Below are 12,459 nucleotides of genomic sequence, written 5' to 3' on the forward strand. Positions count from 1 at the left end.
ATCACCTGATCCACTCGTCACAGCGCCCCTACCTGCCGGTAGATTCGGAGCCTCCGACGATCAAGTCTGAAACTTGTTCTAGATTAACCTCCCGACGTAGTGTCGCGGGACAGCGCAGTGAGAAGGGGGCCCAGAGTGACCGCCGAGGCCAGTCAGACGGGTCCCCGTCCGGAGCCCGCCGCCGACGGCTTGCCACCGCTGCGCATCGCACTCCTCACCTACAAGGGGAACCCGTTCTGCGGCGGCCAGGGCGTCTACGTCCGTCACCTCTCCCGCGAACTGGCCCGGCTCGGCCACCGCGTCGAGGTCATCGGCGCCCAGCCCTATCCCGTCCTGGACGTCCTCGACGGCCGCGAGGACCGGCTGACGCTCACCGAGTTGCCCAGCCTCGACCTCTACCGCCAGCCCGACCCCTTCCGCACCCCCCAGCGCGGCGAGTACCGCGACTGGGTCGACGCGCTGGAGGTCGCCACCATGTGGACCGGCGGCTTCCCGGAGCCGCTGACGTTCTCCCTGCGCGCCCGCCGCCATCTGCGGTCCCGCCGCGGCGACTTCGACGTCGTCCACGACAACCAGACCCTCGGCTACGGGCTGCTGGGCGACGTGGGCGCGCCCCTCGTCACCACCATCCACCACCCCATCACCGTCGACCGGCAGTTGGAGCTGGACGCCGCCGAGAGCCGGGGGCGCCGCTACTCGGTGCGCCGCTGGTACGCCTTCACCCGGATGCAGAAGCGCGTCGCGCGCCGCCTGCCCTCAGTGCTCACCGTCTCCGGCACCTCCCGCCAGGAGATCGTCGACCACCTCGGCGTACGGGACGACCGCATCCACGTCGTCCACATCGGCGCCGACACCGACCTGTTCTCGCCCGACCCGTCGGTGCCGCGGATGCCGGGCCGGATCGTGACGACGTCCAGCGCGGACGTGCCGCTCAAGGGCCTGGTCTTCCTCGTCGAGGCGCTCGCCAAGGCGCGCACCGAGCACCCCGGCGCCCACCTCGTCGTCGTCGGCAAGCGGCCCGCCGAGGGGCCGGTCGCCCAGGCGATCGGGCGCTACGGCCTCGACGGCGCCGTCGAGTTCGTCAAGGGCATCTCCGACGCCGAACTGGTCGACCTCGTGCGCTCCGCCGAGGTCGCGTGCGTGCCCTCGCTGTACGAGGGGTTCTCGCTGCCCGCCGCCGAGGCCATGGCGACCGGCACGGCGCTGCTCGCCACCACCGGCGGGGCGGTCCCCGAGGTCGCCGGACCCGACGGCGAGACCTGCCTCGCGGTGCCGCCGGGCGACGCCGACGCGCTGGCCGCCGGGCTGAACCGGCTGCTGGGCGACCGCGAACTGCGGGTCAGGCTCGGCGCCGCCGGACGCGAGCGCGTGCTGCGGCACTTCACCTGGGCGCGCGCCGCCGAGGGCACCGTCGCCCGCTACCGCGAGGCCATCGGCCCCCTCCCCACGGCCACCCCGAGGACCGTGCCCGCGACCCCGACCCCCAGTGACACCGGCGTCTACCCCGAAAGCAGGGCCACGTGCTGACCGTCGACTTCTCCCGGTTCCCGCTCGCCCCCGGCGACCGCGTCCTGGACCTCGGCTGCGGCGCCGGCCGGCACGCGTTCGAGTGCTACCGGCGCGGGGCGCGGGTCGTCGCGCTGGACCGGAACGCCGAGGAGATCCGCGAGGTCGCCAAGTGGTTCGCCGCGATGGAGGAGGCCGGCGAGGCCCCGGCCGGCGCCACCGCCACCGCCATGGAGGGCGACGCGCTGGCCCTGCCCTTCCCGGACGAGTCCTTCGACGTCGTCATCATCTCCGAGGTGATGGAGCACATCCCCGACGACAAGGGCGTCCTCGCCGAGATGGTCCGCGTCCTCAAGCCCGGCGGACGCATCGCGATCACCGTGCCGCGCTACGGCCCCGAGAAGGTCTGCTGGACCCTCTCCGACGCCTACCACGAGGTCGAGGGCGGCCACATCCGCATCTACCGGGCCGACCAGCTCCTCGCCCGCATCCGCGAGGCCGGGCTCAAGCCGTACGGCACCCACCACGCGCACGCCCTGCACTCGCCGTACTGGTGGCTGAAGTGCGCGTTCGGCGTCGACAACGACAAGGCGCTGCCGGTGCGGGCGTACCACAAACTGCTGGTGTGGGACATCATGAAGAAGCCGCTGGCGACCCGGGTCGCCGAGCAGGCGCTGAACCCGCTGATCGGCAAGAGCTTCGTGGCCTACGCGACCAAGCCGCACCTGCCGCCGGTGGACGCCGCGTGACGACCTCGCGCTCGCCCCGCACCCCCCGTACCGAACACCTCGTCCTGCCCGGCGTCCTCACCGAGGCCGAGGCCGCCGCGACCGTCCGCGGGATCCTCGCCGTACAGCGCGAGGACGGCGCCATCCCGTGGTTCCGCGGACACCACCTCGACCCGTGGGACCACGTCGAGGCGGCCATGGCCCTGGACACGGCCGACGAACACGAGGCCGCCGAGCGGGCGTACGCGTGGCTGGCCCGGCACCAGAACCCGGACGGCTCCTGGTACGCCGCCTACGCCGACGGAGACTTCGCCGAGGTCGCCGACCGCGGCCGGGAGACCAACTTCGTCGCCTACGTCGCCGTCGGCGTCTGGCACCACCACCTCGCCACCGGCGACGACGCCTTCCTGGAAAGGATGTGGCCCGTCGTCCACGCGGCGGTCGAGTTCGTGCTGCGCCTCCAGCAGCCCGGCGGGCAGATCGGCTGGCGCCAGGACGACGACGGCACCGCCACCACGGACGCGCTGCTGACCGGCAGTTCCTCCGTTCACCACGCGCTGCGCTGCGCGCTCGCCATCGCCGAACAGCGCGAAGAGCCGCAGCCCGACTGGGAGTTGGCGGCGGGCGCGCTGCGGCACGCCATCCGCCGCCACCCGGAGCGGTTCCTGGACAAGGGCCGCTACTCCATGGACTGGTACTACCCCGTGCTCGGCGGCGCGCTGACCGGCACGGAGGCCAGGTCCCGCCTCAAGGAGAGCTGGGACCGCTTCGTGGTCCCGGGTCTCGGCGTGCGCTGCGTCGTCCCCAACCCGTGGGTGACCGGCGGCGAGTCGGCCGAACTCGCCCTCGCCCTGTGGGCCGTGGGCGAGTCCGACCACGCCCTGGAGATCCTCCAGTCGATCCAGCACCTGCGGGACGCGGACAGCGGCCTGTACTGGACGGGGTACGTCTTCGAGGACGACGCCGTTTGGCCGCGTGAGCTGACCACCTGGACGGCCGGTTCGCTGCTGCTCGCCGTCGCCGCGCTCGGCGGCCACGAGGCCACCTGCCAGGTCTTCGCGGGCGACCGGCTGCCCCGGGGACTCGACCCGGACTGCTGCGTCTGAGCGGCCCGGGCCCCGGGCCGGGCGGTCAGTGACGGCCGAGGCGATGGGCGACGGCGTGGCCGACGAAGAGGTAGACGACCGCGGCCAGCCCGTAGCCGGCGACCACCTGGGCCCAGTCCTCGTCGAACGTGAAGAGGTCGTGCGACCAGCCGGCCAGCCAGTCGGCCGCGTCATGGACGAAGCGCACCAGGTCGTTGGCCCGGTTGGCGTCCAACAGGTACATCAGGATCCACAGGCCGAGGATGAAGGCCATGATGTCCGCGACGATCGCGATGGCCCGGCCGGCGGAGCTGGAACCGTGGTATCTAGACATGCCTTCCGTATGGCCCCGCAGGCCCGGAGGAAACCTGTGCCGACGGCCCCCCACCCGGAACTCGTTCCGGACGGAGGGCCGTTGTGGTGTCGGCGGGGTCCGCGCGATCAGCCGCGCTGGATGCCCGAGGTGTCCTGGAGGACGCCGCGGCGGCCGTCCTGGGTCTGCGCGACCAGGTTGGCGCCGCGCTGCTCGACGGCCAGGTACCAGGTGCCCGGCGCCAGTTCGGCGATCGGCGTCGGCGAGCCGTCCTCCGCGAACAGCGGACGCGGCACCGGCACGGCGAACCAGAACGGGGAGAAGTCCCCGGCCGGCTGCGCCTGGGCCTGCTGCGGGGGCTGCGGCTGACCGGGCTGGGGCTGACCCGGCTGCGGCTGGCCGCCGTAGGACGGACCGGGCTGACCCGGCTGGGGCTGGCCCGGCTGACCGCCGTACGGCTGCTGCTGGGCGCCCGGGTAGCCGTAACCACCCTGGGGCTGGCCGCCGTAGGGCTGCGGCGCGGCCGGGCGGGGGGCCGGGATCAGGGTGCCCTTGAGGGCGGGGAGCAGCGGAGTGGCCACGGCCGCGGCGGCCATGACCAGCGTGGCGACGAGGGCGAGGATCAGGCCGATCCCGGCGCCGATGTTGTCCAGGCCCCCGTCGTTGTCGAAGGCGCCCGCCGGGTCGAAGATGTTGCCGAGCGCGCACCACGCGGCGAAGACCGTGAACGCGGTGCCGAACTGCCCGAGGTCGAGACCGGCCACCTTCCTGGGCTGCGCCAGGGCGCGGTTCACGACGACGAGCGCGGCACCGATGACGCCCGCCAGGACGACACCGAGCACGACCGAGCCACTGCCCCACAGGCTGGGGATGTCGGCGCTGTCCGGCGCACCTTCGATCGAGTAGATGTCGAGGAACGACGCGATCAACAGCAACACCGCTGCTCCGATCACCACGCCGTCGCCTCGAGTGAGCGAGCGGATATTCACTTCAGGTCCTTCGTAGGTCGTCTCGTCGTCGGTAGAGGCGTCGCTGTCACGACGGCGCCGAAAGGTTCCGGTGTGAAGCGCGGGGGTGGCCCCTCATCGTACGGACGACACTATCGTCCGGACCTCGGGGCTGTCCGCAGGGATCGGGACGCCGATCGCTACCCGCGCAGGAAACTCACGATTCCCTCAGACATCCCTTGCGCCGCCTTCTGGCGCCAACTGCCGCTGGTCAGCAGGGCCGCGTCCGCGCCGTCGCGCATGTTGCCGCACTCGATGAACACCTTGGGAACCGTTGACAGATTGAGACCGCCCAGGTCCGTGCGCGTGACCAGACCGGTGCCGTCGCCGAGGTAGTTGGCGGGGGCGGTGCCCGTGACCCGCACGAAGCCGTTCACGACGCGCTCCCCCAGTTCGGCGGAGGGCGCCACGATCGCCCGGGTGTCGGCGGCCCCGTCGTGCACCCGCCCCGGAAGGATCACGTGGAAGCCGCGGTTGCCGGACCCCGACCCGTCGGCGTGGATCGAGATCGCCGCGTCCGCCTTCGCCTCGTTGCCGATCCGGGCCCGCTCGTCCACGCAGGGTCCGTACGGGCGGTCGCCGTCCTGCGTCAGCTTCACGGTCGCGCCCCGCTTCTCCAGCAGGTCGCGCAGCCGGTGGGCCACGTCGAGGGTGAACTTCGCCTCGGGCCAGCCCGCGTTGGTGGCCGTGCCGGTCGTGTCGCACTCCTTCCAGTGCGTACCGACGTTCACTTTGCGGTTGATCTCGGAAGGGTGCTGGAAGTTGGCGGGGTTGTGGCCCGGGTCGATGACGACGACCTTGCCCTTGAGGGACCCGGGGGCGGGCAGTGGGGAGGCGGACGCCGACGGCTTCCCGGACACCGGGGCCGGGGAGGAGCCCGCGGGCTTCTCGGCGTCGCCGCCGCCCGCGTCGTTCGGGCCGCCGACCGTCGCGTACACCCCCCACCCGAGCAGCGCCCCGGGCACGAGCGCGGCGACCGCCACAGTCAGCGGGCGGCGCAGGGGGGAGCGGCGGGGCTGTGCAGGTTCGGAGTCCCGGCCTGTGTACGACACGTCAGCGACTCCCACCGCGCCCCCGGAGCCCCGTACCGCTTCGCCGCAGGACGCGCAGCGAGTCGGTCGCGGAGACCTCGGTGAAGGCGCCGGACGCGAGGGCCCTGAGGTAGACGCGGTACGGGGCCTGGCCGGTGAACTCGTCGGCCGGGTCGGGGAAGACGTCGTGGATGACCAGCAGCCCGCCGTCGGCCACGTGCGGGGCCCAGCCCTCGTAGTCGGCGTTCGCGTGCTCGTCGGTGTGGCCGCCGTCGATGAAGACGAGGCCGAGGGGTGAGTTCCAGACCGCCGCGACCTGGGGGGAGCGTCCGACGAGGGCGACCACGTGCTCCTCCAGACCGGCCCGGTGCAGGGTGCGGCGGAAGGTGGGCAGGGTGTCCATCACGCCCAGCTCCGGGTCGACCGTCTCCGGGTCGTGGTAGTCCCAGCCCGGCTGCTGCTCCTCGCTGCCCCGGTGGTGGTCGACGGTGAGCGCGGTGACCCCGGCCCGGCGGGCCGCGTCGGCGAGCAGGACGGTGGAACGCCCGCAGTACGTGCCGACCTCCAGCAGCGGCAGCCCGAGCCCGCCCGCCTCCACGGCGGCGGCGTACAGGGCCCGGCCCTCGTGCGCGGGCATGAACCCCTTCGCGGCCTCGAAGGCGGCCAGGACGTCGGGGGAGGGGGAGGGAGAGGGGGCGGGGGCGGAGCCGGGGGCCGCGGTCATGGGGGCCTTTCGGTGGTGTGGGGTGTGCCGGCGCCCCATGCTGCCGCACCCCCTGCCGCGCGGTGCGCCAGGGGGTGCGGGACCGGCGGGGCCGGGTGCGGTCAGGCCGGGTGCGGTCAGGCCGGGACCGTCTCGCCCGGCAGCGAGAGGTCCAGGTCGACCGGGCGGTCGCCGTCGTGGGTGGCAGCGTGGGCGAGCGGGGCGTGGCCCGCGGCGCGGGCGGCCAGGACGTACGGGCCGCCGGAGGGGACGGCGAGGGCGTAGCTGCCGTCGGCGGCGGAGAGGGTGGCGCCCGCCTGCCGTCCGCGCCGGTCGATCAGCGTGACCTTGGCACGGGGGACGGGGGCGCCCTCGGGGGACAGCACCCGGCCGCGGAAGCCGTGCGGCGGCTGCGCGGGCCCGGCGAGCGCCTGCTCGGCGCGGGCCAGGTTCGCGTCCCCCTCGCTGCTCGCCCGCAGCCGCGAGACCGCCGTGGTGCCGCGCGGGAGGAAGAAGGCCAGCACCAGGCCGACGGCGACGGCGCCGGCCGCGATCAGGAAGGAGACGCGGAAGCCGTGCAGGGTCGGGACGGCGACGCCGCCCACCTCGTTCGAGGTGTTGGCGAGCACCATGCCGATGACGGCGCTCGACACCGACGTACCGATGGACCGCATCAGCGTGTTGAGGCCGTTGGCCGCGCCCGTCTCCGAGGCCGGGACCGCGCTGATGATCAGCGCGGGCAGGGAGGAGTAGGCGAGGCCGATGCCCGCGCCGATCAGCACCGAGGTGACGACGGTCTGCCAGGCGGCGCTCATCAGGCCGAGGCCGCCGGCGTAACCGGCGCCGATGATCACCAGGCCGATGATGAGGGTGGTGCGGGGGCCGTAGCGGGCGGACAGGCGGGCGTAGACCGGCGCGGTGAACATCATCGTCAGGCCCAGCGGGGCCACGCACAGGCCCGCGACGACCATCGACTGCCCGAGGCCGTAACCGGTCTCGTCGGGCAGCTGGAGGAGCTGCGGCAGGACGAGGGAGATGACGAAGAAGGAGACGCCGACCATGATCGAGGCGAGGTTGGTGAGCAGCACCTCGCGGCGGGCCGTGGTGCGCAGGTCGACCAGCGGGGCGGCGACGCGCAGCTCCATCAGGCCCCACAGGAGCAGGACCACGACGGCGGCGGCGGACAGGCCGAGCGTGGTCGGCGACGACCAGCCCCAGTCGCTGCCCTTGCTGATCGGCAGGAGGAAGAGGATCAGACCCGCCGACAGGCCCAGCGCACCCGGCAGGTCGAAGGAGCCCTTGGCACGCAGCGGGGACTCCGGCACGACCAGCAGGGTCAGGGCGATGGAGAGGACACCGAGGCCGGCGGCGCCGTAGAACAGGGCGTGCCAGTCGGTGTGCTGGGCGACCAGGGCCGCGGCGGGCAGGGCGAGGCCGCCGCCGACGCCGATCGAGGAGCTCATCAGTGCCATCGCCGAGCCGAGCCGCTCACGGGGCAGCATGTCGCGCATCAGGCCGATGCCGAGGGGTATCGCGCCCATCGCGAAGCCCTGGAGCGTACGGCCGACGATCATCGGGACCAGGGCGTCGGTGAGGGCGCTGAGGAGCGCGCCGACGACCATCACCGACAGGCTGGCGATCAGCATGCGGCGCTTGCCGAACAGGTCGCCGAGCCGGCCCATGATCGGCGTGGCCACGGCTCCGGACAGGAGTGTGGAGGTCAGTACCCAGCTGGCGTTGCTGGGTGAGGTGTCCAGAAGTCGGGGCAGGTCCTTGATGACCGGTACCAGCAGGGTCTGCATCACCGCGACGACGATGCCCGCGAACGCGAGCACCGGGACGGTGGCCCCGCTCGCTCGCCGCGCGGGCTCGTCGGTCGTCGTGTGGGACATGGGGAGGGTGCCTCCAGGCCGAAGTGGGCGGATGCGGTGGGTGATCGGGATGTGTGCAGACTGAACCTCGTGCGCCCGGGCAACTATTCCGTTGCTTCGGGTCCCTAACGAATTCTTGACCTTCTCTTGGCCCGGCAACCGCCCGGAACACCCCGAAAAGGGGCGCGTCGCGGGGAAGGACGCGAGCAAACTCCCACCGGGCCCGTGGCCGATGCCTTGCCCCGCCGGGCCCGTGGCCGATGCCTTGCCCCGCCGGGCCCGTGGCCGACGTCCCGCTCCGCAGACCGGTGGCCGACGCCCTGTCCCACCGGCCCGTGGCCGACGTCCCGCCCCACCGACCCGTGGCCGACGTCCCGCCCCACCGACCGGCGGCCGACGCCCTGCCCCGCCGGCCCGTGGCCGACGCCCTGCCCCGAGGACGGTCAGAGCCACCCCTGCCGTCGAGCCGCGCGGAGCGCCTCCGTGCGGTTGCGGGTGGCGGTCTTGCCGATCGCGGCGGAGAGGTAGTTGCGGACCGTGGACTCGGACAGGTGCAGCGCCCCGGCGATGTCGGCGACCGTCGCGCCGTCCGCCGAGGCCCGCAGGACGTCGCACTCCCGCGCGGTGAGCGGGTTGGGACCCGCGCTGAGCGCGGCGGCGGCCAGCGCGGGGTCGACGACCGTCTCACCGGCCAGCACCCGGCGGATCGCGCCGGCCAGCTCCTCCACCGGGCCGTCCTTGACCAGGAAGCCCGCGGCGCCCGCCTCCATGGCCCGCCGGAGATACCCGGGGCGGCCGAAGGTGGTCAGGATCAGCACCCGGCAGCCCGGCGTCCGCTCCCGCAGCTCGGCGGCCGCGTCCAGACCGCTCAGGCCCGGCAGCTCGATGTCCAGGAGCGCGATGTCGGGGCGGTGCGCGAGCGCGGCGGGGACGATCTCGTCACCGGCCGACACCTGCGCGACCACCTCGATGTCCGCCTCCATCCCGAGCAGCAGCGCGAGCGCGCCCCGCATCATGCCCTGGTCCTCGGCGAGCAGGACGCGGACGGGGTGGGCGCGGGGCGTCGGGTCGGTCACGGGGCAAGGGTAGAGGGGCAAGGGTAGAGGGCGGGCGGTGCGGAAACCGGGGCGTCGCAGGGGGCGAGGACCAGGTGGTGCGAGGACTACGCCGGTGCGCCCACCGGTTCCCCCTCCGCCCGCACCGGCAGCTCCGCCGTCACCGAGAACCCGCCGCGCGGCTCCGCCCCCGCCGTCAGCGAACCGCCCGCCGTGGCGAGGCGTTCCCTGAGCCCGGTCAGACCGGTGCCGGGGCCCCGGGTGGAGGGGGCGGCGCCCGTACCGTTGTCCGTGACCGTCAGCCGGACCCGGTCCCCGCTGCCCACCACCGCGATCTCGCACCGGCTCGCCCCGCTGTGCCGTACGACGTTGGTGACCGCCTCCCGCACCACCCACCCCAGCAGTGCCTCCGCCTGCGGGGGCAGCGGCGGGCCGGAGCGGCGCACCACCGGGTCCACGTCCGCCGCGCTCAGGGCGGAGCGCGCCCGGTCCAGTTCGGTGCCCAGGCTGCCCTCCCGGTAGCCGGTGACCGCCTCGCGGACCTCGGTCAGCGCCTGGCGGCCGACCGACTCGATGTCCGTGATCTGGGTCAGCGCCGCGTCCAGGTCGCGGCGGGCCAGTCGGCGGGCGGCCTCCGACTTGACCACGATCACCGAGAGCGTGTGCCCCAGCAGGTCGTGCAGGTCCCGCGAGAACCGCAGCCGCTCCTCCGCCACCGCCCGCGTGGCCAGTTCCTCCCGCGCGGCACGCAACTGCCGTACGGCGTCGGACAGGCTCAGGATCGCGGCCGTCACCATCGTCGACAGGAAGGTCCCGTAGGCGATGTTCAGACCGTTCCAGCCGTCCTTGACGCCCGCCACGACACCCGCCACCACCGCCAGCGACCAGCCCCAGCGGCCCAGCCACCGGCCGCGCAGCGCCGCCCCCGCGGCCAGGCCGAGCAGCGGGAAGAACAGCAGCCAACTGCCCCCGTACGCCAGGGCCAGACCACAGGTCACCATCGCCATGGCGGCCAGGGACAGCCGCGTGTTCAGCGACTCGCGCAACTCCTTGTGGAAGGAGCGGAAGGCGACGTGGATGTAGAGCGAGTTGAAGACGATCAGCCCCGCGCCGCCGATCCACGGGTTCGAGCTGTCGCCCTGGAAGATGTTGGCGAGACTGCCCAGGCCCAGCAGCAGCCACGGCAGGAGCGTGAAACCGGTGGGCGGCGGCCCCATCCGCTCCGACGGCTCGGCGGTCCCGGCCGGATCGGCCCGCCGCGCCAGCTGCCACGCGTCCAGGCGGCACGACATCCTGCGCAGCCGCCCTCGGGTCCCGGTCATGGGCGTCGGCTCCCTTCCACCTGGGCGTTCGGGGCGCTCGGGGCGCTCAGTCGGTCGCCGCACCGCGGCGGTAGGACAGGACGGCGTACCCGCCGAAGGCCAGCAGCCATGCCGTCAGGACGAGAATGGCACCCGCGGGAGGCGCGTGTCCCGTAGCGACCGAGGTGCCCAGCTGCGCGAAGCGGTGGGTCGGGGTGTACGCCGACACCGTGCGCAGCCACGGGGGGAACAACGCCAAAGGGAACCACAGCCCGCCGAGCACCGCGAGCCCCAGGTTGGCCACCATGTTCGCCACACCCGTGGTCTGCCCGGTCAGCCGGTAGCCGTTGCCCAGCCCCAGCAGCGTGAACGGCACCGACCCGAGCCACAGCAGCAGCGCCAGCGCCGCCCACTGCCAGGCGTCCAGCCGTACGCCGTTGAGCAGACCGCCCGCCGCCAGCACGGCCGTGATCGCGGGCAGCACGGTGATGGAGCCGGTCAGGGCACGGCCCACGACCACCTGGTGCGGGCGCATCGGAGTCACCCGCAACTGCCGCAGCCAGCCGATGGCACGGTCCTCGGCGACCCCGCCGCCGGTGTTGAGGGCGGAGCCGACCGCTCCGTAGGCGGCCATGCCGACCATCGCACCCGTCTTCCACTCGCCCGCGTCGCCCCCGAGGTTGGTGAACAGCAGGTACATCAGCACCGGCACGGCGACACCGCCCACGACGAAGCCGGGGTCGCGCAGCGTGCGGCGCGTTTCGAGAACCAGGTAGTCCCTCATCGGGCGTTCTCCTTCACGGGCACCGGCGCCGGAGTCGTCAGGGCCAGGAACGCGTCGTCCAGGGACGCGGGGGCGACCTCCAGGCCGCGTATCGCACCGAGCCGGGCGAGGGCGACCACGGTCGCGTCGGAGTCCTCGGTGCGCAGCACCGCGCGGTCCCCGCGCACCTCCGTCGCGCGGACCCCGGGCAGCAGCCCCAGGTCCTCGATGGGCCGTCCGGCCAGGTCGAAGGAGACGCGGCTGCCGCCCGCCGCCCGGCGCAGCTCGTCGCCGGTGCCGTCGGCGACGATCCGCCCCCGGTCGACGACCAGGATCCGGTCGGCGTGCGCCTCGGCCTCCTCCAGGTAGTGGGTGGAGAACAGGACTGTGCTGCCGCCCCGGGCGTAGGCCCGCATCGAGCGCCAGAAGGCGTGCCGGGCCTCCACGTCCAGGGCCGCCGTCGGCTCGTCCAGGACCAGCAGGTCGGGCCGGCCGGCCAGGGCGAGCGCGAACCGCACGCGCTGGGTCTGCCCGCCGGACAGCCGGTCCACGCGCCGCCCGGCCAGCGGCGCGATCCCGGCCAGCTCCAGGGCCTGTTCCACGGGCATCGGCGCCGGATAGCGGCCGGCCACGAAGGCGACCAGCTCGCCCACGGTGACCCGGGGCACCGCCCGCGCCTCCTGGAGCATGGCGCCCACCCGGCCGGCCCGTACGGCACGCTCCGGGTCCCCGCCGAACAGCTCGACGGTGCCCGCGTCCGGCGGGCACAGTCCGAGCAGCAGCGCGATCGCCGTCGACTTGCCCGCGCCGTTGCGGCCGAGCAGCGCGACCGTCTCGCCGCGCGCGATGCGCAGGTCCACGCCGTCGACGGCGCGGACGTCGCCGTAGGCCTTGGCCGCTGCCGTGAGCTGGACGGCGGGGGTGGTGCCCTCTGTCGGTCTCATACCGGTGACGCTACGGAGCCGGCGGGGACGGGCGGCAGATGCGGTTGTCCGGAGTTCGGGAGGACAAATGTCACGGGTGGTCCGCGTCCCTCCCGCGTCCCGTACGGTCGGGGCTGTCCGTGATCGTCGTCGTGACCGGGAGGAGCAGCAGG

At 73.8% G+C, this 12,459-nt stretch carries 12 protein-coding genes; 3 read left to right on the forward strand and 9 right to left on the reverse strand.

Annotation, left to right across the window (positions count from 1 at the left end; translation table 11 throughout):
- Positions 1–135: 135 nt before the first annotated feature.
- Genes IE94_RS0110525 through IE94_RS0110535 form a run of 3 tightly spaced genes read left to right on the forward strand, consistent with a single transcriptional unit; the run spans position 136 to position 3,340 of the window.
- Positions 136–1,527 (forward strand): glycosyltransferase family 4 protein, encoded by a 1,392-nt coding sequence (locus IE94_RS0110525; protein ID WP_030181517.1) that lies wholly within the window; start codon positions 136–138, stop codon positions 1,525–1,527.
- On the forward strand, positions 1,521–2,255 hold the full coding sequence (locus tag IE94_RS0110530) for a class I SAM-dependent methyltransferase (RefSeq protein WP_030181520.1): 735 nt from the start codon (positions 1,521–1,523) through the stop codon (positions 2,253–2,255). The genes IE94_RS0110525 and IE94_RS0110530 overlap by 7 nt, the downstream gene beginning before the upstream one ends.
- Positions 2,252–3,340: a prenyltransferase/squalene oxidase repeat-containing protein gene (locus IE94_RS0110535; protein ID WP_030181523.1), complete on the forward strand. Its 1,089-nt coding sequence runs from the start codon at positions 2,252–2,254 to the stop codon at positions 3,338–3,340. The genes IE94_RS0110530 and IE94_RS0110535 overlap by 4 nt, the downstream gene beginning before the upstream one ends.
- Positions 3,341–3,365: 25 nt before the next feature.
- Here IE94_RS0110535 and IE94_RS0110540 read toward each other — a convergent pair whose 3' ends face one another.
- From IE94_RS0110540 to IE94_RS0110580, 9 genes are all read right to left on the reverse strand, one after another.
- A complete protein-coding gene (locus tag IE94_RS0110540) occupies positions 3,366–3,653 on the reverse strand; it encodes a hypothetical protein (RefSeq protein WP_030181525.1) in 288 nt (95 codons plus the stop codon).
- A gap of 107 nt (positions 3,654–3,760) precedes the next feature.
- Entirely contained in the window at positions 3,761–4,621 is an 861-nt protein-coding gene (locus IE94_RS0110545; RefSeq protein ID WP_030181529.1) for a DUF5336 domain-containing protein, read from the reverse strand.
- 158 nt (positions 4,622–4,779) lie between these two features.
- Entirely contained in the window at positions 4,780–5,691 is a 912-nt protein-coding gene (locus IE94_RS0110550) for an N-acetylmuramoyl-L-alanine amidase (RefSeq protein WP_030181531.1), read from the reverse strand.
- Position 5,692: 1 nt separating this feature from the next.
- Complete coding sequence (locus tag IE94_RS0110555; protein ID WP_030181538.1) at positions 5,693–6,394, reverse strand: class I SAM-dependent methyltransferase; 702 nt, start codon at positions 6,392–6,394, stop codon at positions 5,693–5,695.
- A 116-nt stretch (positions 6,395–6,510) separates the two neighbouring features.
- Entirely contained in the window at positions 6,511–8,265 is a 1,755-nt protein-coding gene (locus tag IE94_RS0110560; RefSeq protein WP_030181541.1) for an MFS transporter, read from the reverse strand.
- Positions 8,266–8,687: 422 nt separating this feature from the next.
- Positions 8,688–9,320 (reverse strand): response regulator transcription factor, encoded by a 633-nt coding sequence (locus IE94_RS0110565; RefSeq protein ID WP_030181544.1) that lies wholly within the window; start codon positions 9,318–9,320, stop codon positions 8,688–8,690.
- 86 nt (positions 9,321–9,406) lie between these two features.
- Positions 9,407–10,621, reverse strand: coding sequence for a sensor histidine kinase (locus tag IE94_RS0110570; RefSeq protein WP_030181547.1), 1,215 nt, complete (start codon positions 10,619–10,621; stop codon positions 9,407–9,409).
- Positions 10,622–10,667: 46 nt separating this feature from the next.
- Positions 10,668–11,384, reverse strand: coding sequence for an ABC transporter permease (locus IE94_RS0110575; protein WP_030181551.1), 717 nt, complete (start codon positions 11,382–11,384; stop codon positions 10,668–10,670).
- Positions 11,381–12,307 (reverse strand): ABC transporter ATP-binding protein, encoded by a 927-nt coding sequence (locus IE94_RS0110580; RefSeq protein WP_030181553.1) that lies wholly within the window; start codon positions 12,305–12,307, stop codon positions 11,381–11,383. The genes IE94_RS0110575 and IE94_RS0110580 overlap by 4 nt, the downstream gene beginning before the upstream one ends.
- Between the last annotated feature and the right edge of the window lie 152 nt (positions 12,308–12,459).

Source organism: Streptomyces violaceorubidus (assembly GCF_000717995.1).
GTDB lineage: Bacteria > Actinomycetota > Actinomycetes > Streptomycetales > Streptomycetaceae > Streptomyces > Streptomyces violaceorubidus.